This window comes from Propionispira raffinosivorans DSM 20765 (assembly GCF_000381065.1).
Classification (GTDB): Bacteria; Bacillota; Negativicutes; order Selenomonadales; family Selenomonadaceae; genus Propionispira; species Propionispira raffinosivorans.
Map to the genome: position 1 here is coordinate 38322 of NZ_KB905859.1, position 24655 is coordinate 62976.

The 24655-nt window shown below is 36.7% G+C and carries 21 protein-coding genes; all 21 read right to left on the reverse strand.

Features of this window, described 5'->3' with window-relative positions; all coding sequences use genetic code 11:
- Positions 1 to 78: 78 nt before the first annotated feature.
- Positions 79 to 1428 (reverse strand): tRNA (N6-isopentenyl adenosine(37)-C2)-methylthiotransferase MiaB, encoded by a 1350-nt coding sequence (gene miaB, locus F606_RS0114950; protein ID WP_019554696.1) that lies wholly within the window; start codon positions 1426 to 1428, stop codon positions 79 to 81.
- A gap of 264 nt (positions 1429 to 1692) precedes the next feature.
- A complete protein-coding gene (locus F606_RS23980) occupies positions 1693 to 1842 on the reverse strand; it encodes a lmo0937 family membrane protein (RefSeq protein WP_019554697.1) in 150 nt (49 codons plus the stop codon).
- A gap of 86 nt (positions 1843 to 1928) precedes the next feature.
- Positions 1929 to 2141: a CsbD family protein gene (locus F606_RS0114960; RefSeq protein WP_019554698.1), complete on the reverse strand. Its 213-nt coding sequence runs from the start codon at positions 2139 to 2141 to the stop codon at positions 1929 to 1931.
- Between the two features lie 131 nt (positions 2142 to 2272).
- Positions 2273 to 3097: an alpha/beta fold hydrolase gene (locus tag F606_RS0114965; protein WP_019554699.1), complete on the reverse strand. Its 825-nt coding sequence runs from the start codon at positions 3095 to 3097 to the stop codon at positions 2273 to 2275.
- Between the two features lie 185 nt (positions 3098 to 3282).
- Positions 3283 to 4041 carry a hypothetical protein gene (locus tag F606_RS0114970; RefSeq protein WP_019554700.1) on the reverse strand — a complete coding sequence of 253 codons (759 nt, stop codon included), beginning with the start codon at positions 4039 to 4041 and terminating at the stop codon, positions 3283 to 3285.
- Between the two features lie 586 nt (positions 4042 to 4627).
- Complete coding sequence (locus tag F606_RS0114975) at positions 4628 to 6625, reverse strand: methyl-accepting chemotaxis protein (RefSeq protein ID WP_019554701.1); 1998 nt, start codon at positions 6623 to 6625, stop codon at positions 4628 to 4630.
- Positions 6626 to 6832: 207 nt separating this feature from the next.
- Positions 6833 to 7930 carry a hypothetical protein gene (locus F606_RS0114980; RefSeq protein WP_019554702.1) on the reverse strand — a complete coding sequence of 366 codons (1098 nt, stop codon included), beginning with the start codon at positions 7928 to 7930 and terminating at the stop codon, positions 6833 to 6835.
- 52 nt (positions 7931 to 7982) lie between these two features.
- A complete protein-coding gene (locus tag F606_RS0114985) occupies positions 7983 to 9881 on the reverse strand; it encodes a phosphatase domain-containing putative toxin (protein WP_019554703.1) in 1899 nt (632 codons plus the stop codon).
- 139 nt (positions 9882 to 10020) lie between these two features.
- Positions 10021 to 10959, reverse strand: coding sequence for a phosphatase domain-containing putative toxin (locus tag F606_RS0114990; protein WP_019554704.1), 939 nt, complete (start codon positions 10957 to 10959; stop codon positions 10021 to 10023).
- Positions 10960 to 11553: 594 nt separating this feature from the next.
- Positions 11554 to 12699: a galactonate dehydratase gene (dgoD, locus tag F606_RS0114995; protein WP_019554705.1), complete on the reverse strand. Its 1146-nt coding sequence runs from the start codon at positions 12697 to 12699 to the stop codon at positions 11554 to 11556.
- Positions 12700 to 12751: 52 nt separating this feature from the next.
- The gene (locus F606_RS0115000) at positions 12752 to 14113 is read right to left on the reverse strand and encodes a PTS galactitol transporter subunit IIC (RefSeq protein ID WP_019554706.1); all 1362 of its coding nucleotides are present in this window, start codon (positions 14111 to 14113) and stop codon (positions 12752 to 12754) included.
- Between the two features lie 11 nt (positions 14114 to 14124).
- Positions 14125 to 14403 (reverse strand): PTS sugar transporter subunit IIB, encoded by a 279-nt coding sequence (locus F606_RS0115005; RefSeq protein ID WP_019554707.1) that lies wholly within the window; start codon positions 14401 to 14403, stop codon positions 14125 to 14127.
- 1 nt (position 14404) lies between these two features.
- On the reverse strand, positions 14405 to 14884 hold the full coding sequence (locus tag F606_RS0115010) for a PTS sugar transporter subunit IIA (protein WP_019554708.1): 480 nt from the start codon (positions 14882 to 14884) through the stop codon (positions 14405 to 14407).
- Positions 14885 to 14887: 3 nt separating this feature from the next.
- Entirely contained in the window at positions 14888 to 15517 is a 630-nt protein-coding gene (locus F606_RS0115015; protein WP_019554709.1) for a bifunctional 4-hydroxy-2-oxoglutarate aldolase/2-dehydro-3-deoxy-phosphogluconate aldolase, read from the reverse strand.
- An 82-nt stretch (positions 15518 to 15599) separates the two neighbouring features.
- On the reverse strand, positions 15600 to 18554 hold the full coding sequence (locus F606_RS0115020; protein WP_019554710.1) for a sigma 54-interacting transcriptional regulator: 2955 nt from the start codon (positions 18552 to 18554) through the stop codon (positions 15600 to 15602).
- 391 nt (positions 18555 to 18945) lie between these two features.
- Positions 18946 to 19893: a D-2-hydroxyacid dehydrogenase gene (locus F606_RS0115025; protein ID WP_019554711.1), complete on the reverse strand. Its 948-nt coding sequence runs from the start codon at positions 19891 to 19893 to the stop codon at positions 18946 to 18948.
- A gap of 107 nt (positions 19894 to 20000) precedes the next feature.
- On the reverse strand, positions 20001 to 20675 hold the full coding sequence (locus F606_RS0115030; protein ID WP_019554712.1) for a TVP38/TMEM64 family protein: 675 nt from the start codon (positions 20673 to 20675) through the stop codon (positions 20001 to 20003).
- Between the two features lie 104 nt (positions 20676 to 20779).
- Positions 20780 to 21616: an Asp23/Gls24 family envelope stress response protein gene (locus F606_RS0115035; RefSeq protein ID WP_019554713.1), complete on the reverse strand. Its 837-nt coding sequence runs from the start codon at positions 21614 to 21616 to the stop codon at positions 20780 to 20782.
- An 86-nt stretch (positions 21617 to 21702) separates the two neighbouring features.
- A complete protein-coding gene (locus tag F606_RS0115040; protein WP_019554714.1) occupies positions 21703 to 22539 on the reverse strand; it encodes a PHP domain-containing protein in 837 nt (278 codons plus the stop codon).
- Positions 22536 to 24029 carry a leucyl aminopeptidase gene (locus F606_RS0115045; protein WP_019554715.1) on the reverse strand — a complete coding sequence of 498 codons (1494 nt, stop codon included), beginning with the start codon at positions 24027 to 24029 and terminating at the stop codon, positions 22536 to 22538. The genes F606_RS0115040 and F606_RS0115045 overlap by 4 nt, the downstream gene beginning before the upstream one ends.
- A gap of 227 nt (positions 24030 to 24256) precedes the next feature.
- Entirely contained in the window at positions 24257 to 24517 is a 261-nt protein-coding gene (locus F606_RS0115050; RefSeq protein WP_019554716.1) for a stage V sporulation protein S, read from the reverse strand.
- Between the last annotated feature and the right edge of the window lie 138 nt (positions 24518 to 24655).

Consider the following 24655-nt stretch of genomic DNA (forward strand, 5'->3'; position numbering starts at 1 on the left):
AATGCCTCCTGTTTAAATTCTGAGGACAATTTTTCTGTCAACAGCCTCAGCCTAACGTTATCTATACTAAACTCATATCTAATCAGCTATGAGTTCCCCTTTCAAAATCCAGGTTTGTGCATGGGTCACTTTTACTCGCACAAAATCTCCTATATTTTCCGTACCTTGCTTATTCCAAAGCACAATTTTATTCGTTCGCGTCCTACCCGATAGAACATTTTCTTCCGTACGACTTGGACCTTCAACCATAACTTCAAGGATCTTACCATCTAGCTGTTGATTGATCTCGAGACTAATTTGGTTTTGCACATCCATTAGCATTTGCAGACGTTTCTTTTTGACATCTTGCGGTACCTGATTTTCCATCGTCGCCGCTGGCGTTCCAGAGCGTTTCGAATAAAGGAATGTATAGGCCATATCATAGCGAATTTCTTTTAAGAAATCGAGCATCTGTTGAAAATCTTCTTCTGTTTCACCCGGAAAACCAACAATCAAATCCGTCGTAATACTTGCCAGAGGCACAGCATCACGAATTTTTTTCACAAGGTCACGATAATATTCAATTGTGTAACCACGATTCATGGCTTTTAAGAGTTTATTGCTGCCATATTGAATTGGCAAATGGAATTGTTCACAGATATGTGTACTATTTTTGATCACGGCTATCGCTTTATCGCTTAAATCACGAGGATGTGAGGTCATATAACGAACTCGTTCAATGCCTTTCACCTCATCGACGGCCTTTAATAGATCAGCAAAATCCGGACCTTGTTGATCTTTGCCATATGAGTTAACATTTTGTCCAAGCAAAGTCACTTCTTTGAAACCCTTCGCTACAACATCTTTTACTTCGCCCACAACGTCTTCTAAAGCACGACTGCGTTCCCGACCACGAACATATGGAACAATACAATAGGTACAAAAATTATTGCAGCCATACATAATCGGCACCCAAGCCGAAATTGATCCATTGCGCTTGGTTGGTATGTTCCGTGGTATATCTGAATCTCCTGCCGATAATTCCACAACATGGCCATTCGATGATTGAACTTCTTTAATTACATTCAGAAGTTCATGAACCTTATTGGTTCCTAAAACAAAATCAATATGCGGTGCTTTAATAAATAAAGCATCTCCATCTTTTTGTGCCATACAACCGGTAATACCAAAAATTAAATTAGGGTTTTCCATTTTAAGACGTTTGATCTCACCGATTTTTCCATGAATTTTATTTTCAGCGCTCTCTCGCACGCAGCATGTATTGAGTATAATCAAATCCGCTATTTCCATATTATCGGTTTTGTTATAACCCATCGTCTTTAACTGACCTTCCATACGTTCAGAATCACTAGTATTCATCTGGCACCCGTAGGTTGCGAGATATACAGTTTTTTCATTCATATCTTCTATATTATTATTCACTGTCATAAAAAACAAATTCCCCCGTGCTTTATTGATATAGTCTAATGTTTAATTTTATCATATTTTAATTGTAAAAACATCTTTAAGAAAAATATTATTATCATTTTTATGCAAAAAAAATATGTTAGAATAAGCAATTTGTTTTTTTGCTTACCCCAACATTTATTATAGAATCATTTTTCGATTGTTTAAGACTTGTTCTCCTAAAAAAGAAAAACTTCATCTATAAAATATACTTGTTTGTTTTTGAATTTCGAGCTTACACTTATCTTATAATGAGCGTCTTGCTGTAATGAAGTTAACCAGAAACACCACGATGGCAATTACAAGTAAAATATGGATTAGACCACCCATTGTATATGAAGTAACCATACCGAACAGCCACATCACGACTAAGATAAGGAGAATTGTATTTAACATAATTTTTCTCCCTTCGTATTTGTATTTACAGTGCAGAATATTTCCACACTGTCACATCCATTTTCATTAGATTCTTATTTTCTAATTCAGTGATTATTCTTTTTATAATTATTGATAAACTTACTACATTCCTGTTGCGCTTTGTCTTTAGAATAACCATATTTAACCTGCAATAGACCTTCTAGTTTTTCTTTTATTCCCTCCACCTCAACAAGATCATCGTCAGTAAGCTTGCCCCACTGTTCTTTTATACTCCCCTTAATTTCCATCCATTTTCCTTTTAGAATATCTTCATTCATGTTCATCACTCCTCTTTTTTATTAAAAAAGCAATAGGGAAAAACAGATTATGCTGCCATTTTACCTGTAGAGGCCAGGCGCTAAATGCAAATAAACTGACAAAAAATCATACACATCAATAAAAGTTATCCTCATTTTTTAATAAATTCCAGCAAATCAGCGTTGAGCTGGTCTTTATGGGTGTATACGATACCGTGGGGTGCACCTTCATAGATTTTCAAGGTTGCATTTTTGATCAACTGCGATGAGTGAAGAGCCGCCGCACCGATCGGCACGACCTGGTCGTCATTGCCGTGAACAATCAGCGTCGGAATATCGAATTCCTTAAGATCTTCTGTAAAATCCGTCTCAGAAAAAGCCTTGATACAGTCTAAAGTATTCTTGTGACCGGCTTGCATCCCCTGGAGCCAAAATGAGTCCATCATTCCTTGTGATACTTTAGCGCCGGGTCTATTGGCTCCGAAAAATGGTCCAGCCGCAAGATCTTTATAAAACTGCGAACGATCCGCAATAGATCCCTGGCGAATCTCGTCGAACGCATCAATCGGCAAACCACCGGGGTTTTTCGCTGTTTTCAGCATTAACGGGGGAACAGCGGAAATAAGAGCCGCCTTCTCCACTCGCTTGGTACCTTGACGGCCTATATAACGAGCAATTTCGCCACCGCCCGCGGAGAAGCCAATTAGAATAACGTTGTTTAGGTCGAGATTTTCGATTAGTGCCGATAAGTCATCGGCATACGTGTTCATTTCATTGCCATCCCAAGGCTGGCTTGAACGTCCATGTCCACGGCGGTCATGAGCAATACAACGATAGCCTTTTGAAGCAAAAAACACCATCTGAGCCTCCCAGCTATCTGAATTAAGGGGCCACCCATGGCTAAACACCAAAGGTTGACCTGTACCCCAGTCCTTATAATAAATCTGTGTGCCATCTTTCATAATAATTGTACTCATTGTTCTTCCTCCTTTTTTCGACGAAGACCGTTATTCTCTCCCTGTTTTTCCTATGTTATAACGTGTGGGTACTATAAAATTAATCAAAAAAGAAGGTTGCCGTCAGCATTGAAAAAAGCTTTGCAACAGCCTCATTTTATTTTTTGATTAGACAATTTGGGATAGTGAGAAACAGCCAACAAAATTTAGTTGATTGTTTCAATCGGAGCTGTTTCGGTGATCGTTTCAATAGATGATACTACACTGCCAGAGAAATTCAACTTTTTGGAACCGTAAATCCAAGCAGTTGAATTACTTTCAGTCCGATTTGGTTTCCCCCAACTGAGCAGTACCTGATCTTTTGTCATATTTTCGACCACACTGGCCTTTTCAATATTTTCCCATACGGCTAACGACCAGCCTAATGTAGTTCTTGGATTTTGTAAAAATAAATCTTCTTGCCAAGCTGGTGTCGTTGTCCAATTTGCTGTTGGTATATTAGTCCAGCTATAAGCTATCGGTAGAATAGCGTTTTTCCCATTTACAGAGACAACCAATGAAATTGGTTTTTGTGCTTGTGAACTAGCCACTACATCAACTACAGTAACAGCACTACCGATTAAAATAGGTGTTGTTACATCATCGCTGCCTGACAAATTTCGCGTTTTAGGATAAATTATTTTACCCATGAACTGTTCTTTGGCATTTATTAAATCAGATGTTAATAACAGGCTGCTTAACTGGCCGTGTCTAGTATGTTCCGCCAATTCTTCCCCCGTATCATTTACTGTTAGATATACTAAATATTCTTTTGTAGCCGGGTCTAGGATCACTTTACTCACAGTAGCTTCTTTGGAAAAATGTTCAGAAAAATCAATTGGCGAAGATTGATCTCCTTGTTCTGCCTGTGCTGGTGTGAAAATTTTATAGCTGACACTTTGTTGATCAGCAGGGCTACAGAGCAAGACATATTATTTTATTTTTGATTAGGATAAGAAAAAAACCCTACGTTTATGAAGCGTGTCTGTAAAAGATCTACCGCCCATATTCGTAGGGATTCAGTATTTTGCTGTAAATGGTCCGATGCATGATAAAATTTTATATATCTATTGTACCGCAAAGAAGAATAATTGTCAAATAATCATTTGACTTATAATAAATTAATTATATAATAGTATAACTAATTTATTAATGATTATTAAAGAAAGGCATTCATTATAATTGATGATGGCTGTGCGACGGGATTTTGGCAGGCTGGTTCATGGACAGATAATGCACCACAAATTAAAGAAATTGCAAAATCAAGCTGACAGCAAATTGACTAAAATGAGCTTATTTTTTCATTAATACGTTCTTAACACCGTAAACATCTGACACCCATATGTCGCGAGATATACGGTTTTTCCATTCGTATTTTCTGTATTATTCTTCACTGTCGTAAAAAACAATTTTCCCCGTACTTTATTAATATAGTCTAATGTTTAGTTTTATCATATTTTAATTATATCTATTGCCCATCATTATAAAGATCCTATTTATCAATAAATAATTTTAAATTTTAAATTTCCTCACTTGTTCCTTAAGTTCTTCAGACAGATCTGCTAAATTCATGCAAGTTTTCGAAATTTCTTCCAAAGCAGCTGATTGCTGTTCTGCGGCTGCCGATACAGTTTGTACAGCTCCCATCGCATTATGACTCTGTTGATTGACCTCATCTATCGAAACAACAATTGCTTTACTTCCAACTGATAAAGACTGCATCAGACTAGAAATACTTCTCACCTGCTCGCCTACAACTTTTACTAACGAAGTAATTCTTTTAAATTCAGCGCCTGCCAAATTCACAATTTGAACCCCTTGATCAACATTATCAATCGACAATTCAATAGAACTAACAACATTGTTGATTCCCTGATTATGTTCTTGAATCAATATAGCAATTTTTTTTGCCGCCAAATCAGATTGTTCCGCAAGCTTTCTCACCTCATCAGCAACAACAGAAAAGCCACGTCCTTGCTCACCTGCTCGGGCAGCTTCAATTGCCGCATTAAGTGCCAAAAGATTGGTCTGACCAGCAATATTGGAAATCAATTCTACAATTTGTACAATCTCCATAGAACTTTGTTCCAGTTTACTAGAAGTTTCTTGTGCGAGCCTGGCTGTCTGAACCATATTATCCATCTGCTCAACAGCTTGATCAATTAGCCGTTGTCCCGTATTGCTTGTCTTTGTTGCTTTTTCTGCAACATTCCTAATGTCCAAAGCACTAGCAGCAGCACCTTCAATATTTTTTGCGATACCACTCACAACAGCAACAATGCTATTTAATGAACTTGCCTGATTTTCTAAGCCTTGGCTAATTAATGTTATCGATTCAGCAACATTCGCAGAAGCCGCCGCCGATTGGCTCGAATTAAGCTTGACCTGTTCACTAGATGCCACTACCTGCTCAGCTGAATGATATACTCGCTGAATAAGTTCGCCCAAATTTCGTTTCATCCTAACAAAATTACTGATTAAATTATCAATCTCGTCACCAAATCGTATATTAGTCCTAACCTGTCCGATAGACAAATCTCCATTTGCTACTTGTTCAGCCATAATTTCTACCATCTTAATTCTGGCTGTAATTTTCATGGTAATACCTATAATTATTCCAGTTAATAAAAAAAGTCCTGCAATGCCAGCCACCAAAAAGTTCTTGCCTAACACCATTACCTTTTCTAACATTTCTTCCTGCGGTACAAATGTCATAAAAGTCCAGCCCGTGCTTCCGATTGGAGAAGCTGCCATCATAATTTCCTTGCCATTTATATTCGCCGTTTGTACAGAATTTTCACCATTCATAAAAGTCTGGCTATATTTTGCCAGAACGCCGTCTTCAACTTCGTCTATATTATCGGTAAGACGAAATTCAGGATGATATACAAAATTCCCCTTCGCATCAAGTATCGCTGCATAACCTGTTTCCGCCAGTTTAAATTCTTGTGCTAACTTACGAATAGGATTTATATCCAAAGTAATTCCGGCAACTCCAGCTACTTGGCCATTTCGCATAATTTTCTTCACGACTCCGGCAGAAAGGCTTTTATCTGAAGCCTCATAAATCGGCGTATAAGCAGCAGTATCCGATGCCACTGCACTTTTATACCAGTCACGAGTTCGCGGATCATAGCCAGCAGGTTTTTCTTGCTCGGTAACCCCTTGAGAATCTGCCGCTGTTAAGTTTGCATACCCAATATATGCAGACTGTATCCCAGGACAAGAAGTCTTTACATGCTTTAAAAAATCAATTTCATCCGCTTTACTTATCTCTTTACCTCCTAAAAAATCAGCTGCCATAGATGCCAAAGCTTCTTTTTCCTTTAAATATGAATACATTTTTACACTATTGCTGTTTACAATATAAAGCGCCGTCTGTCTAATCTGATCATTTAATAAATTCCGTGCACCATAGTATGAATACATGCTCACACTACCTAAAATAAAGATCATTGGAATGAGCAGCAGCACGAGCAGTTTTGTTCTTAACCTTAAATTACCTGCCATAATATTACTTCCCCCTTGAAAAAACTATGTTATTTTCCGCACAAGGCTAAATGGCTGTACAGAAAATCTATCAATTTCCTATACAGCCATCTTATTCAGCTTACTTTTTATGTAAGCTATTTCATATGCCTATAAAATATAGTACTGGCGATCATGCTATGTTTCTCATCAAATGATTTCCGCACGCAGTTCTACACTTAGACATTTTTAAAACTTCACATACAATATCAATTTTGTAACCGGAATGGATGTCTGATCCGCTTTATCGCGACCCCACCATCTCTGCAATTGTAGCTGCGAATGTTTGGAAAATTTATTTACTACGGTAATTCCTGGTCCTTTGAATCCTAGTGCCGGATCACTGATCTGACTATCATAGTCTGTATAACTATTTGTATTCATCAGTTCTTTGCCAACATCCATATAGTCTACGGCAAACGTATAATCCCCGACTTTTTTCAACTTTCCGAACTTTAATTCAGCAACATAACCGTTTGTATCTGTCTCATTGTTTTTCAGATATTCAAAATTGAAATCTGTATTGGGCAATACACGATAATTACCATATAGTCCTAAGAATCGATCCGTACCACCGCCATATTGATCCTGGCGATCCTGTTTTGCTATATACGCACCAATTGAGCCATGCTTGATTTTATGAGCAAAATTCAATACCTCTACCAATGTAGTATTGCTTGCTGGCGTAGCCGTAACCTTACCATTTTTTAACTTGATGCCAGTTCCATCTCTATCCTGATCATCCCGACCAAGAAAAACTTCTGCCGTATTATTTTTATCAAGCTTATAAATTGCCTTGCCGCCAAAGACACCATCCTGATCCATGTAGAGCCCTTTCGCCACATGATAGGTTTGACGACCAAACTTAAAAGAAAATTCTGGTGATTTTTGATATTCCAACCAGACATTTTCCATTTCCCACTTTTCGGTTTCGCTTTGTTTGCCATTATCGGTCTTCGTTTCAATATTCAGCCCGACTTCTGCCGTCCACATATCATCAATTTTACCGTCTACATATAATTTTCCTTCATGCTTTATTTTAGTAGATGAAGCCGCATCGTTCTTCACTTCTGTCTTTGTTGCGATTTTAACAGACACATCTTTTTCTTTTTTCAGCTCTTGTTTAACAGTCTTAGCCTTACCGCCATCAACATCTGTAACCTCATCGCCTAATTTCCCAAGCTTTCCATCACCAGGCAGCTGCAGCCCCGCAGCATAAGTTGTAGTCACTCCGTTCGTCAAAATAAGTGCTCCCAGCAACAATGTTGCCAATAATTTTCTGTTCATTTTCGCACACCCCATTTTTGCTAAATTTTTTTGATATAGTTGCTGCCAAACATTACTGTATAGCAGACTCCGTATTAGCAGGTTTATTTTCTTTTATCCATTGCGACCATAGAACCTTAAAACCATTAGCCGCATTTTCTTGCACATACTGATAAAATTGTGGAATGATTCTGGCTTTTTCAGCATAATAATCATTTTTCCAACTATTTTTACCACTTCCAGTGAACATCGTATATTGGCCACCAATCAAATATTGACGATATACAATATCTTTCAAGCTTACATCTGGGTTTTTCATCATATCATACATAACCATATATGCGGTTGTACGCCCCTCACCGGCCTGACAATGAAAATGCAGCCATGAATTCTGCGGCAAAGTCTTTACAAAATTCATAAAGCGATCGATATTTTCTGGACTCGGCCAAATATGATCTGTTGCTGTAATTCTAAAATAATTCACTCCAGCATTTTTAACCATTTCTTCTTCCGTCAAAGCGCTTGTAATTTTTTCCAGCTGTGGATCTGCTGCTTTTTTATCATCATCAAGTACCGATAAAACAGTCTTTTTATTTAACGTAGCCTTCAATCGTGTTTTTTCATCAGCAATGATCTGATCATATGTCTTATTTACATTGCTCCAATCACGATCGCCATACCAACTAACCCCATTACCATTGAGCAACCCATGTGATTCTTGTCTTAAATCGACGATATAGACCGGCCCCTTAGCCATCGTCTTAAGCTTTGTCATCAGTTGGTTAAATTCTAGCTGTGAACACTGAGCACTACCAGAAATATATAATGAATCCAATCCTTTACGCGACGGAATATAAGTTAAATCAACTTCTTTGTTTAATTTCTCTGGCACTTTAAAAACATCGTTTGAGCTTCGATAATTCCGTGGTAATTGATCAACATTCTTCGTATCAACACGCCATACATAACCTTCATAATCTGGTGTATAAGTTTCATAGTCATGTTCTTTTGCCCATTGACTCCAAGTTTTCGGCAAATCACGTGGACTGTCTTTGACATAGTCATAGAAATGTTTCACGAACTGATAACGTTCAATATACGCTTTACGACCCCAATTTTTCTTATTGTCTGGTATATCGCTTAAGTTTGTATTACCTAAAATACCTTGACGATCCACAATATCTTTAAAACTCACATCATGGGCATTCTTCAATATGTCTGCCATGACAGCGAATATTGTCGTTCTTCCCATTCCTGCAAAACAATGATAATGCAGCCAGGCATCTTTGGGTAAAGTTTTATAGAAAGCAAGAAATGTATCCACATCACTATCATCTGGACGAAAATGATCAGATAACGCTAACCTAAAGTAATGGGCACCATGTTCTTTGACCATTTCTTCTTCCGTTCGCACGCGATTTATGGAAAATTCAATCTGATCCAGTAAAACATTTTTATTGTCATCAAAATTATAGACTTTTGCTGGAGAATCTTTAAACAGCTGCTGCAATTGATCCTGCTCGATAGCCTTTACTTGTTCTAGTGTCCGACCATCATTGCCCCAATTATTCGGTGGCGCAAACCAGCTCACACAGGTACCATTTAAATAGCCATGCGACTCACCACGCAGATCAATTACATAGACCTTATCAGGCACTGTCGGCAATTGCTTTAAAACATTAGCGAACTCAGTTTCAGAAAAAGAGCTGCTCGCTGAATTACCTAATGTATCAAGACCCTTTTTCGAGGGCATTACGCCGTTTTTAGGATAACTTTTAAATTCATCCGTAGACATTCGGAAATTTCTCGGCAGTTGATCTATATCATTTCGATCAATTTTAACTGCCAATTTAGGCATTTTTTCAGCACTAACACTACCATCTTTTGCCAAAACTATCGCTGTCATCTGCAATAATAAAATAAAAGCCAGTAGAATTGACAAAATTCCTTTTTTACTAGTCTTCGTATACACCCATACCACTCCCTCAAAAATTGATTTTTTATTCAAAATACTGTTGTCACAAATGAATTTTTATTTTTTAATAATTATTTTTATTGCAAAAGAACGTCTTCATTAATTGGTTTTGTATTTTTGTTTATCCCCTGATAGATCAATATCCCTGCTCTTTAGCCCATTGACTCCAACTCTTTACAAAATCCAGATTCGCTTTTACATAATCATAAAAATGCTTGGTGAACAACGCTCGTCTAAGATACCCTTCCTTTTTTACCGGATCTTTTGATGTTGCTGACCGAAGATCCTGGCCTCCCAGCAGCACTTGACGGGTCATAATTTCATCATAACTAAGTTTGTCAGCATTATGCAGCATGTCAATCATACTCATAAAGGTAGTGGTTCTCCCTTCACCAGCTTCACAATGTGTGTGTATCCATGTATTGCCAGCCAGCTTCTTATAAAACTTTAAAAACCGATCAATATTTGCATCACTAGGTGCATCATAGTCAGCAACAGGGATGCGATAATATCTCACACCTTGCGATTCAACAAATTCTTTTTCTGTCATGACCTGTTCTACATATAAAGCATCCTCCGAAGCAATCGATTTATCCTTACTGAGGACGGCAACAGGAACGGTTTTATGTAATACTGCGTTCAGCGCCTCCATTTCTACTGCCTCAATCTGTTTAGCACTCATACCGCGATTGGCGGCTTTATAAGCAGTGTACCAGCTCACACCGACTTCATTAATATAGCCATGTGATTCCGCTCGCAAGTCCAAAATCACCAAATCAGCTTTTGTCAGCTGCTTCAACATTTCTCGAAATTCATTTTTAGAAAAATAGCTGCTACCAGAAAGCCGTAAATTTTCTAACCCTTCCCGCGAAGGCATGACTTGATCCGTAGTCAGCTTTTTAAATTCACTTTGGGCTGTTCGAAAATTCCGCGGTAACTCATTCGTGCTTGCTGGTCGGTCACATTTTAAGATTGAAACACCTACCGGCGGTTCAGCGGCAAAGACACTACTACAGCTAACCACAGCACTCAAAATCAGGGTAACCAAGACGGTCTTTTGCTTCCATTTATGCATTACTTTAAACTCCTTTACTTTTATTTTTATATTTTAAAATCTGAACACCCAAGAGATCATAACGAGACTCTCACATAATTGATATGAGTCATACATCTGATCAAATGATTTCGTTACTCACATAACAGCACAATTACGATTCACTGCAAAGGGGTTCAGATTACAATATAATTATTTTTATTTAAATCCTTAGAAAAGTACCCTATCTATTACCAATCCGCATCACCAGTACATAATGATCATATCAAGAATATATTTTGATATGATTAATCATTATAAAGATAATATTATAGGTATGTTAGTGGCTTCTTGTACTCATTATACCGATAATAAACTTCATGTATCTTTGAGATTTTGCTATTTCACTTACTTTTCACGAAAAATACTATAATTTCTTGTCATTTGTAAGAATATTTGCACAAAAATATTTTTTAGCTGTTTTCTCCAGACAGGATAAATATTATATGTTTCCTTTTTCTAAGAAATCAAAAAGGACCGATATAAAATATGCCCGTAAACGGGATATTTTATATCGGTCCTTTTATGCGTCTGCCCTAAAACGTTTTAAATATTCCTCTTTAAATTATTGAAAACTTACCATTCCGCATGCGTTCCATCATAATTTTTCCATTTTGGATTCGTCCAAACCAAGCCTTCTGCTGAAACTTTCTTAACCAAATCTTCATTGATTTCTAAACCCAAACCAGGTTTATTTGGTAAATCAACAAATCCATTTTTATACTGAAAAATTTCTTTATTTTCTATGAAATCCAATAAATCAAAACCTTTATTATAATGAATCCCCAAACTTTGTTCTTGGATAAATACATTTGGTGAACATGCATCAATTTGTAAGGTTGCCGCCAACGCAATTGGTCCATACGGAGCATGCGGTGCTGCTGCCATATCGAAAGCTTCTGCCATAGCAATAATTTTTCTCGTTTCTAAAATACCACCTGCCAAAGCAACATCGGGCTGAATAATATCAATAATCCCTTCTTTAAATAAAGTTTTATATTCCCATCTCGTACACAATCTCTCACCGGTAGCCAAAGGTGTGGCTGTATATTTAGCAATCTCTTTAAATGCTTCTTCATTTTCCGGCAAAACCACTTCTTCCATAAACATCAGTTTATAAGGATCTAAGGCTCTTGCCAAAACTTTTGCCATAGGTTTATGTACTCGCCCATGAAAATCGACGGCAATACCAAAATCAATACCCATAGTATCTCGAATCGAAGCAACTCGATCGACAACCGCTTGTACTTTTTCATAAGAATCAATATAATGCAGTTCTTCTGTTGCATTCATTTTCACTGCCTTAAAGCCTCTGTTTTTACGATCTATCGCTTCTTTGACTACATCATCCGGTCTGTCGCCACCAATCCATGAATAGACCATAATCTTATCGCGCGCTTTGCCGCCCAAAAGTTCATAAATTGGCAAATTACAAAACTTTCCTTTAATATCCCATAATGCAGTTTCAATGCCAGATACAATCGTAGAATTGATCGGACCACCACGAAAAAATGATTTATAAAGCTCCTGCCATAATGATTCAATATCGAAGGGATTACGCCCAATAAGATACTCGCCCATTTCAGTTGCACCAGCCACCACAGTTTCTGTTTTGGTTCCAGAAATCATTTCTCCCCAGCCTTCGATCCCTTCGTCTGTGGTAATTTTAATAAAAATCCATCTTGGCTTAACCCTATATATTTTAATTGCTGAAATTTTCAAAAATTTTACACTCCTTTTCTTACCATAGCGTATTTCGATAAAATTTATATTTTTATAGATCTTCAAGTTTTTCTTCACTCATTTTATTACCTTTAAATTTCTCAATATATATCCATGTACCAATAATTCCAGCACCTAATAATGGCAGGCTCAACATTAAATTACTTGTAAATGCTGTAAATACCAAATAACTGACAGTTAAACTCGTTGCAGCAAAAGATGAAATCCCGCCACTTGCTGAAATATCAATCCCCACAGAAGTTGCTAATCCAGTTAGCACTGGTGAAGTAGCCGTCCCCGCCAATAAAATCAGCACCATACAAACTAGTCCAATTAAAATACTTCTAAATAAATTCCCATTACACAATGCCACAATCAACGCTATCCTAAAAGGTATAACCGCTAAATCAGCAAATGGCAAAACTCGATTACCTGGAATAATCGTTGCCATCAAAATCGTTAATGGAATAATGATTAACCCTGCTGTAATAACCGTTGAATCACCTACAACCACTGCTGCGTCAAGACCAATTAAGAATTTTCTTCCTTTAAATTTTTCTTTGGTTAATTTTTTAGCAGCTTCAGAAATTGGAATTAACCCTTCCATAAATAATGCTGTCATTTTAGGAATCAAAATCATTACAGCTGCCATATTAACTCCCAACGAAAAGATTGCCGTGATCTTATATTCGGCTAATACCCCAATACCACATCCTAAAATCAACCCCATAAAAATTGGTTCTCCAAAAAACCCTAAATATTTTTGCGCATCTTTTGCCGAAAAATCAATTTTATTAATTACAGGAATTTGATCAATAATTTTATTTAGTGGCGCTGCTATAATAACAGATGATAAGGCGGACATAGTCGGCAATGAAACTCCGGGAATACCAAAATACTTTTCAACTGCTGGGGCTGTCCAGTCGGCTAATTTAAAAGAAATAATCGCCATAACAACCGATACCCCTAACCCGATAAATACATTATTTGTAGCAAAATACGCCATAATTCCAACAATAGCCATATGATGATAATTCCAGATATCAACATCTAACGTGTCCGTCAGCTTCAACACAAGCATCAAAACATTCGTCAATAAAATACCAAAAATCAGCAATGGAATAATTGGGGATGACCAGGTAACCGCCGCAATTGCGCCCCAACCAACGTCTAAAATATCCAATTTTATACCAAAATTAGTTACCATCGCCTTCGCAGCAGGACCTAAATTATCCGAAAGTAAATTAACAACTAATTTAATGCCCGCAAAAACAATGGCAATAATTAAACCTGAACGAAATGCCTTGAGTACCTTTACTCTAAACAAAAGCCCCACAACCGTAATGATTATTGGTAAAAGTACAATCGGACCGGCTAATAATAATGTATTAAATGCACTATAAACTAAATCCATTTTTCTACCTCCTATTGCAGTATCTGAATTATTTTTTCAATGGTTTCGTCTTCACCAACACCAGTTAATAATGAAATTGCGCCTATTATAGGAACAGTGACACCATCTCCAGTAAATTTTCCAGTCGTTATAACCAAATCAAAATCATTTGCTTTCCCACTAAGTTCCAAAAGTTTACACTGACTTACTAAAATAGAAAGGCCTTTCTCTTCACAAGCCTCGCGAACCTTTTGTGCCACTACTGTTGATGTAGCAATTCCATTTCCACACGCAACTAAAACTCTTTTCATATTACTCGTCTCCTCTAATTAAATATTTTAAACAGATATCATAAATAGTTTTTACATCTTTACAATTGATCATTTGCTTCAATTGTTCTTGTTCCTTGACCAAAGCTAAAACCTTCTGCAGCATTGCAATTTGTCCATGTGGCTGACTTAAGGCAAGCATAAAAATTATGTTTACATCAATTTCTCGTTCCGGATCGTCCATCGCATAAAAGGTAAGCGGTTTCGATAAAATCCCCATAGCAAATGCATCGTATCGAACATGGATACAATCCGTATGTGGCACGGCAATATTAATACCACCCGTAAACAATCCTGTCGGATATATTTTTTCTCGCTCTAATATACCTTTTTTATAACCTTCCGTTACATATTTTTTGGCATATAATTGCTCTGCCAAAAAGCTCAAAGCAATTTCCTTAGAATCAATTTCGTCTGATAATTTAAAAATTAATTTTTCATTAAAACATAACCCATCATCCATTTTTCAATCTCCTTTGACACGACTTTCAAAATATGCTAATGATTTTTCCAGACCAACTTTATCTTGTCTTCTAATATCTTGAGGCTGAAAAATCCCCGATGCAATCCCGACATATTTTGCTCCAGCCTTTCTGTATTGTGCAACATTTTCTGCATTAACGCCTCCCACTGCCATGAGTGGTAGTTCACCAAACGGCGCTGCAATATCTTGAAAATATTTTGTCCCTAACCCCCTTGCCGGAAAAACTTTCACAATATCCGCCCCATCTTGAAATGATTGATAGATCTCGGTAGGTGAATATGCTCCTGGAATACTTATTACCGCATGTTGCTTACATAAATCCAACATTGCCGGGGAAAACATAATCGGTGATAAAACAAAATCAGCACCGATCTCTATTACCTGTTCAAGCTCTTGTTTTTTTAGAACAGTTCCCGCCCCAATAGCAATAGAATCTCCATATACTTCAACAATTTTACGAATGATCTGCATTGAATCTTCTCGATTCAACGTGATTTCTACGGCACGAATCTGACTATCCAGCAAAACTTCCACTACCGTTTTCACTTGCTCATAATCATAACCTCTAAGAATAGCCGTTACAGGAGAAAATTCTGCTAGGTTTTTTTTCATCTGATGACCTCCAAAAAAAATAAGTACGAATCGTCTTTTGATTCATACTTATCTATTATGCAAGCCACATGCCAATAAATGGTTAAAATTGTTTTCCACTCAATATCTGCTGCATTCCCTGAATGGAATTTGCTGATTTTAAGCCTAAAACAGCTTCTTTATTCGATATAATTTGATAAAAATAATTTATATACTGTTGATCATTTTCTGTCAATGCAAATAAAAAAACTAAATCTACCATAAAATCATTTTCCCAAGTAATTGGCTGAACTAGACTAGCCACAGCCATGGCAGATTTTGTAACATAAGAACCATCACCATGCGGGATACCAATCCCACCATTAAGATAGGTGGCTCCAATACTTTCTCTTTTATAGGCACTTAAAACGAACTCCTTAGTTACAGCTCCATAATTTTCAAGCATCTGCGACATATAATCTATGACTTGTATCTTATCTGCTAAGTCCAATTTACAAACTATCAATTCCTCATGAATTACATCGGTAAAAACCACTCGTTGCTGGGCGTTTATTCCAATCGCTGATTTGATTTGATAAATTCCCTCACCACTCAAAACTTTTTCTACAGAAATAAATGGTACAGCTTTAATGAATGGATTCATCGTTCCCACAACAGCAATGACATTATACTGCTGCATAATTGCTTCTATACTTTCCGCCATTTTGGGTGCCTGTAAAACCCCAACTGTAAAAAGTTCTACAGTTTCTTCAATACCAGCAATCGCATCTTGTATATAATCTTTCATTTTTTTTGCATTACCTTCACCTGTAATGCACGATAAAATAATTGCCTTCTGTTTGGTCTTATCAATACTGCCAGCACTACCTATTTTATTTATATAATATGGATCAAGTGATAAAGCTTCAACGATAGTCTCTAATTTCATATCCATCAATGCAGCTCTTCTCACAGCCTCTAATACCATTACAGTGTCCACCCGCCCAATGCTACAGGTTTGTATACCCGTCTGCTTTGTAATAACCTCCCCAAACTTTGTCAAAGACCCCATATCCACTAATAAAAGACAGCCTTTTCCCTCATCAATTTCTTTAACAATTTTTATGGTTCTTTCTAACACATTATCTGGATGTTCATCCAACCCCATTTCTATACCAACAGCATCATTTACATTTAAAAGATGATTTACCACCTCTGCCATCCCACTTGCCACGCGTCCATGTGTTAAAACTAAAACTTTTACTTTTCCCGTCGGGTCTATATTTCCTTGTGAAAATGTTTTTAAATACATCGTCAGCATTGCAACTTCTTCTTTAGGAAATGTCAACTTTAATTCATTTTCAATTTCAAGCATCATTAATTTAGCAACAGCGTACTCCTTTTTATAATGTTCCTTGATATTAATAAGATCCACTGCCGCCGTTTTATAGATACCACTTTTAATATGATCACAAAGTGTACTTAAATGAATCGACACAAAATAGTAAATACGATCTTCTAGCAGCGGAATATAACGCTTTGCAATACATACAGCTTGCTTGACAGCTTGAATCATATGCGAATCTATAATTGATTCCAGCTCTAACATAGCTGTATTTAAATTTTCTTTACCCTCTAAATATTTTTTTATTTCTAAATTGAGACGATTTTGAACAATCAGATTTACCTCTTTTTCTGAAATTTTACTGTTTCGTAACTCTAAAAAACTCTTCTCAATAATGGTATAAATTTTTTCGAATGAAATTTCCATATTTTCTTCTATTGTTTCATTTAATGGATTCATATCAAACACAATATCGCTGCTTGCATATTGTGTAATTTCTCCATATGTTCTATTCTTTTGTAATAAATCCACTCTATGATAATTTAATAAAGTATCGGGAGAAATCAGAATTCCATCTGTACCAGCAGATATACAACTTAAAAAACCATTTGCACAAGCAACACGTATATCACTAAGCAGTTGACCTATATTACCCCGACATTCGTATACCAGTAAAAATTTCATAACTTCAGAATTAACTTTTATCGTACGTTGTATCTGCAAAGCTTCTTGTTTGAAAAATTTTTTTATAATAGAAAATCGCTCACTTATTGGACGTTCTGATAATGAAGGAATATCTATCACCATCGGTATACGCCGACGAAAGGTAAGTAAAAGTGTTGATTCTAGATTTTCTGTTGTGGCCGCGATAATTCTGATTGTAATTTTAGTAGCACAAGTCTCACCCAAGCGTCTAAATTCACCCTTATCTAAAATTGAAAATAAAATTTCTTGCCCCTCACTTGGTAATCTATGTACTTCATCCAAAAACAAAATTCCTTGATTTGCTTTTTCTACTAATCCTGTTTTTGATGTAACCGCTCCACTAAACGCTCCTTTAACATAACCAAATAATTGCGCCAAAAGAAGCTGTGGATTATCTGCATAATCGGCACAATTAAATACAACAAACGGCGCCTTATCTTCTAATACCCCCTCTTTAATAGCAAATCTATACATATTTTCAGCTAAATATGATTTTCCGACCCCTGACGGACCCGTTAATAAAGTATTTAACCCATGCGGTGGATATAAAATTGCAGCTTTGGCTTGATTAATCTGTGTTTTTATGCCTTTTTTATAGCCAATAATATTACTAAATGCAATATCTTCAGCCACCGTTTCCTTACTAACTTGTTTAGATTCTGTAATCTCAATTGGATCTAATTCAGAATTCACCGGCACCATTTCTTGCCATTTTCCCTGAGCAGCCTCTAACTCAATTTGCTTTCTTAGTTCCACTGCTGTATAACGTGAAATATTATATCCCTGCTGATTCAAAAGACCAGTAAATTGCCTGTCAGAAATTTCAGACTTAGCATCTGATAAAATTATCTTTGCACATCCTGACAGAATTATATTTTTCCTTCTTTCGCGTGAATTAGGAATACCTGCCATTAATCTTAAATGAACTACCTTTACCCTGGACAAAGACATCATTTGAGCTAATTTTTCATCCGTAAAAGGATTTTTTTTATCTTCTGTATCAATAATTTTTTTTAAAATTCGTATCATTTACACACCCCAATCAAAAAATAAAAAATTTTTATAATTCTCTCTACCAACTTTATTGGACAGTACATATTGCACTCGCTTAACACCAAAAACACATATTCGTACGATATGCAGTCTAAATATTTTGAATTATTATTCTTCTTTATAAGAATAAGCAGACATCTCCCTGTCTAAATGAATTGGTAATAATTCGAATTTCAGAATGAAGATATTACAGTTATATAAATACGCTAAAATCCTTTAAATGCCTTCTATGCTTTCAGCTTTGGAACTGTTTATCAGAAATTTATCGAACAAATAAAATAAAAGGATCAATGCATAATATCCCCCGGAAAGGAATATCCGCTATCGACCCTTTTATTTCATAATGATTAAACTATATTATTCCACTCTATTTAAAATTAACCAAATTGACTAATTTTTCACCTGCCATAAAACGTTTTAAATTTCCCGCACTAATATCGATAATAGCTTCCAGTGTTTCTGGAATATGATAACCCCCTGAGATATGCGGTGTAAGAATTATATTTTCTATATCCCACAATCTATGATTGGCAGGCAACGGTTCTGGGTCTGTAACATCCAATCCGGCACCGGATAGGTGCCCACTTTCAACCGCATCACACAAAGCCTCCGTATCGACTACATTACCTCGCCCTACATTAAGAAGCACTGCACCTTTTTTCATCCGGTTCAATCGCTCCAGCGAAAACATCTTATAGGTCTCTTTTGTACTAGGGATTGTAATGGCTACAATATCTGCCAGAGGCAAGAGTTCATCGATTTTATCCTGTACATATAATTCATCAATAAAATCAGGTTTTGCTGTAAGGGTTCGCTTTACACCAATTGTATAGGCACCAAAGGCTTTGAGTCTTTTGGCAAATTCACCCCCAATATTACCAAGCCCAATAATTAAAACTTTAGAATGATAAATTGATTTGACTTCACCTTCATCTTGCCAAAGATGATGCTTTTGATTTTTTCTATAAATATGAAGTTTTTTAAGGAGCTGCAACAGCATGCCTACCATATGCTCCGAAATAGCCAAACCATATGCCCCCGTAGCATTTGTCAGCAATACATCATCTTTTAGTACTCCATTTTTCATATAGGCATCACTACCAGCAGAGTTCAGCTGTATCCATTTGAGTTTCGGTACATCACGAAGCATTTCAGGCGGCGGGTTACCTATTATTATATCTGCCGTTTGCAAAGTTTCTACATCCAAAGCGTCTACTCCAGTATAGACATAGTGAGCTGCCAGTGCTTCCTGTTCCAGTAAATGTTTTTGTTCTTCTTTGATTGGCAATAATACGAGAATCGTCTTAATCTGCATAATTTCAATCTCCCATCATTTAATAATTATAAAGCTCATTTTTAAAGTATCAACAAACTACACGTTAAATCTGTGATCTCTTAATCAATCCAATTATACAACAACATTTAAGCTGTACGTTTTTTATACCATACGTATCCAAAATAAGCTGCCGCTGAAAGGACAATCAGTAAAATCAATCTTGTTTCATTTTCCCGATACGATGCAAGATCATGTCCCATCGTCACTTCAATCAATGCCGATGGAAACTTACCAATAAAAGTAGCTAATATATAATCTTTTAAACGAATATCACTGATTGCTCCCAACGCTGTTATAAGTCCAGAGGGGACAAATGGAATACTACGAGCAATCAACATGATTGTAAAACCATTTTTACCACTAAAATCATTTACTTTTTGCAAAGCATTGCTTTTTTCAATTACCACATGGGCATAATCACGAAAAAAATAACGCATCAAGACAAAACTGATAATGACGCCAACGGATTCAGCTATCCAGGCAATCAGTGTACCCTCCCAAATGCCAAAAATAATGCCGGCAGCTGCTAAAACAAAAATATTTGGTAAAACGGCCACCACGTTAATTGCAACAATAATAAAAAAACATATGACTGCCGCATATTGTCCAAAAGAACGGATATAGCTAAGGATAGCTTCGATATCCCCTTGTAAAAGAAATTGTAACAACATCGATAAAGTTTTTTGATTCAGCCAGCCAATCAATAAACTAACTGCTAAAAAAAGAACAAACATGATCATTTTATATTTTGATTGATGCATTCTTCACTCAACCTCATTTTTTATCATTTTACAAATTATATCATGATTTAAGATCTCTGAATATGATTATTTATTTCAAAAAAAGCAGCCCCGCCGGGCTGCTTTTATATTCCAACTCTCAAGGTTTGTACTGTTATATTGACTTTATGGACAATCATGCCAGTCATAAATTCAATTGCTTCTTTAATTTTATTTTGCACCATTCGAATCAATGCGGGAATTTCTTGTCCATATTTCACAGACACTTCACAAGAAATTTCGATACCCTGATCTTCGTCATCGTGCAAAATATGCTTCACTTTTATTTTTGATGTTTTTGTAATTGCTTTCTCATCGGCCACAGCAACCTGATTTACAATAGCCGCAATAGCCGAATCATCGATAATAAGTTTTCCATAATAACTAAACACCGGACGAACGATCGATTTCTCACCGAGACGACGACGATTTCTTCGCGATTTTTTAAAGAAAGACTGCAACGGATCAATTAAGTAACCAGAAAAATGTGGTTTTAGTTCAATCGTCGGTACTGGTATAATATGTTTACCTTCTTTGACCCGGCAAGTATAAGCTTTTTCCATATCTTCTTTTGTTGCAATATCTTCAATATGAATAATCGTGCTAATTGATGGCAATTTTAAAATTTCAGCAATTTTATGGATCATATTTTCTGAAGTACCCAAAATAAGAATTCGCTGCGGTTGTACTTCCTGAATAACATTCCTAACTTCCTCGGCATGACCTGGTAGAGAAAAAATAGCCCGACGAACGGCCATTATCTTACTACTTTCTCTTTTTGCCGAATGACCCGCCATAATTTTCCCATCTTTAATCAATAAACCATCATCAATAATAGCATCGGCTTTATGTTCGTGTGCTACAATTAATGCACGATGGCTTTTTCCCGTGCCACTTGGCCCTACGAGCGCAATAACATCCACTTTTAATCTCTCCAATACTTTTTTCTTGCTTCTTTCGATTGACGAAACTGCTGTTTGTAAATCGCTTTTCCAGGGTCATTCTTTTATCATAAAACCTCTTCTTTTTTTCTTGCATACAATTCTTCTGCATAGGAATCTTCTATTGTAAACTGACCTATTTTTTGGGGATATCTAGTTTCAATTGCATGAAAATCCGACCCGCCAGTCATAAATAAATGATATTTTTCCGCTAAATTTTTATACAGCTGCGTTTCAATGGCATTATGCTGTGGATAAAATACTTCAAGACCATCTATACCTTCTTTAATAAGCCGTTCAATCACGGCATCATCGTGAATAAGCTTCGGGTGTGCTAAAACAACCAGACCACCGGCATCATGGATTAACTGAATTACATCAATTGAGGACAATCTATAATGAGGTACATGTACCGGTCCATTTTTATATAAGACTTTTTCAAAAGCATCCCCCATCGTTTTAAAGCAGCCTTTTTTTACCAGAGCACGTGCAATATGGGCTCGCCCAATTGATTTTGTTGCACCAGCAATAGTCAGTACATCTGTTTCAGAAATCGGATATCCCAAATCTTGTAGTTTTTCAATAATTTGCGAGAATCGGATCCAACGGTGTTCAACCACTTCATCTAATTTTTCTTGTAACTGCAAGTTAAAGATATCTATATTATAGCCTAAAATATGCACTTCATGTTCCGGGTCCTGTACACTAAACTCGATACCAGGTATAAGTTCAATTCCTTTAGCAGGATACAAACCATTTTCATACAAATTGCGAATACCACTAACCGTATCATGATCTGTAATCGCCATATAATGAAGCCCTGCTTGTTTTGCTGCCAAAACAAGCTTTTCTGGCGTTAATCCACCATCGGAAAAGGTTGTATGCATATGTAAATCACTACTCATATTTGTTCTACCATTGCCAGCTGGACGAGTGTTTTAACACCAAACCCAGTGGCACCTTTCGGGTTGATCCCACGTATTTGCTTAAGATAGGCTACGCCAGCAATATCTAAATGAACCCAAGGCAGCTCTTTCACAAAATGCTGAATAAAACTCCCTGCTTTCATCATTCCGGCCGCTCGGCCTCCGGTATTTTTTATATCGGCAATATCACTGTGCAGACTCTCTTTATATTCTTCATATATAGGCATTCGCCACATTTTTTCACCCGTTTCGCTAGCCGCAGATAAGACTTGTTGGCAAAGTATATCATTATTACTAACTATACCAGCTGCCGTATTTCCTAAGGCAATGACACAGGCACCAGTAAGCGTTGCAATATCAATAATTTTAGTTGCACCGAATTGAATTGCATAACTTATGGCATCCGCTAAAACGAGTCTGCCTTCAGCATCCGTATTATCAATTTCAATCGTTGTACCATCCAGACTTTTAACAACGTCACTGGGTCTCACTGCATGTCCTGATGGCATATTTTCACAACATGGTAGTACAGCAATGATATTGATTTTCGGCTGCAATTTACCAATAGCCCGCATCGCATACAAAACAGCAGCAGCACCAGCCATGTCCGTTTTCATATCGCTCATATTAATACTTGACTTTAAAGAGATACCGCCACTATCAAACGTAATCCCTTTACCAACATAGGCTAACAGGTCTTTACTATCAGGGTTACCCTGATAATGAATCGTAATCAATCGCGGCGATTGATCACTACCTTTTGCAACTGCCAAAAACGCATTCATCCCAAATTCCTGAATTGCTGTTTCTTCAAAAATATCCACAGCAAACTTTTTGTATTTCCGAAAATTCTGTGCTCGTTCTGCCATAAAAGCAGGCGTTATATAACAAGCCGGATGATTGATTAAATCGCGGCACAAATTTACACTATCTGTTAAGATTTGCGTCTGATGCAAGGCGGTTTCCATCGTCTCAATGGATTCTGCTTTGACTCCCGCCAAAAAAATCTGATATATTTTTCCATTTTTTTTACTTTTATAGATATCAAACTTATAACTGCCCAGCACCATGCCTTCTACAATAGTCTGCACTGCTGCTATTTCATTAAAAGTATACGATAAATTTGCATATAGTAAAATTGTTTTAACCATAAACTTATGCACAGCCCTTACAGCACTGCCAAATAAAGACCCTAACCTATCACGTGTACAATCTGCGGATTTACCAGCCCCAATCAAGAAGACTGCCTTTACATTAAATTCCCCAAACAGGTGAATCAAATTATATTCACCATAATTTACGCACTGAGGATACACTTGCCTAAAATTTAAAATTTGCTGCTGTATTAATGGGTTTAAACACAAAATTGCCTTATTTTCTTTTATTGATAAAGAACCCTCAAAAATGGTAATAAAAAGTATATCGGCTATCACACTATCTACTAAACCAGATACTAAAGTCAATTTCATATAGCTTCACCTCAAAGCGTACATATACAATGCATTAAAGAAATTACATAACCTATTAGTCTGTCAGGAATGAGATATAGGTCATCGATTGCCATATAGAATATTTAATGCAACTTATATAGTTCTATAATATCATACATTTCCACAAACAGAAAATGATATTCGCTGCCCAAACAATAAACCCTGCTCAAAATGAACAGGGTTTATTGTTTACTTCAAAGTCTACTTTATCTCGGTTCTACAATAAGTTTAATCGCAGTTCGCTCTTCTCCTTCAATTAAAATGTCGGTAAAAGCTGGAATGCATATCAAGTCAATACCATGTGGTGCGACAAAGCCTCTTGCTATCGCTACAGCCTTCACAGCTTGGTTTAGTGCACCTGCGCCAACAGCCTGTAGTTCCGCAGTACCTGCCTCACGCAGCACCCCCGCCAAAGCTCCTGCCACTGAATTTGGATTTGACTTTGCTGATACTTTTAAAACACCCATGATTAATTAGCACCCTCCTTCAATAATTGAAAAAGACCAACTTTTAACGAAGCGAAAAAAGCTTATCATCTTATTGTAATGGTATTCTGGTCAAACAAATAAAATCCTGCTCGATCTCTGCAATCTCGCATATTTTTA

Bases quoted from the DNA above. Each gene is read 5' to 3' on its own strand.
- miaB (WP_019554696.1), bottom strand. From the start codon at position 1,428: ATGACAGTGAATAATAATATAGAAGATATGAATGAAAAAACTGTATAT.
- F606_RS23980 (WP_019554697.1), bottom strand. From the start codon at position 1,842: ATGTTAAATACAATTCTCCTTATCTTAGTCGTGATGTGGCTGTTCGGT.
- F606_RS0114960 (WP_019554698.1), bottom strand. From the start codon at position 2,141: ATGAATGAAGATATTCTAAAAGGAAAATGGATGGAAATTAAGGGGAGT.
- F606_RS0114965 (WP_019554699.1), bottom strand. From the start codon at position 3,097: ATGAGTACAATTATTATGAAAGATGGCACACAGATTTATTATAAGGAC.
- F606_RS0114975 (WP_019554701.1), bottom strand. From the start codon at position 6,625: ATGGCAGGTAATTTAAGGTTAAGAACAAAACTGCTCGTGCTGCTGCTC.
- F606_RS0114980 (WP_019554702.1), bottom strand. From the start codon at position 7,930: ATGAACAGAAAATTATTGGCAACATTGTTGCTGGGAGCACTTATTTTG.
- F606_RS0114990 (WP_019554704.1), bottom strand. From the start codon at position 10,959: ATGCATAAATGGAAGCAAAAGACCGTCTTGGTTACCCTGATTTTGAGT.
- F606_RS0115000 (WP_019554706.1), bottom strand. From the start codon at position 14,113: ATGGATTTAGTTTATAGTGCATTTAATACATTATTATTAGCCGGTCCG.
- F606_RS0115005 (WP_019554707.1), bottom strand. From the start codon at position 14,403: ATGAAAAGAGTTTTAGTTGCGTGTGGAAATGGAATTGCTACATCAACA.
- F606_RS0115010 (WP_019554708.1), bottom strand. From the start codon at position 14,884: ATGGATGATGGGTTATGTTTTAATGAAAAATTAATTTTTAAATTATCA.
- F606_RS0115015 (WP_019554709.1), bottom strand. From the start codon at position 15,517: ATGAAAAAAAACCTAGCAGAATTTTCTCCTGTAACGGCTATTCTTAGA.
- F606_RS0115020 (WP_019554710.1), bottom strand. From the start codon at position 18,554: ATGATACGAATTTTAAAAAAAATTATTGATACAGAAGATAAAAAAAAT.
- F606_RS0115025 (WP_019554711.1), bottom strand. From the start codon at position 19,893: ATGCAGATTAAGACGATTCTCGTATTATTGCCAATCAAAGAAGAACAA.
- F606_RS0115030 (WP_019554712.1), bottom strand. From the start codon at position 20,675: ATGCATCAATCAAAATATAAAATGATCATGTTTGTTCTTTTTTTAGCA.
- F606_RS0115040 (WP_019554714.1), bottom strand. From the start codon at position 22,539: ATGAGTAGTGATTTACATATGCATACAACCTTTTCCGATGGTGGATTA.
- F606_RS0115045 (WP_019554715.1), bottom strand. From the start codon at position 24,029: ATGAAATTGACTTTAGTATCTGGTTTAGTAGATAGTGTGATAGCCGAT.
- F606_RS0115050 (WP_019554716.1), bottom strand. From the start codon at position 24,517: ATGGGTGTTTTAAAAGTATCAGCAAAGTCAAATCCAAATTCAGTGGCA.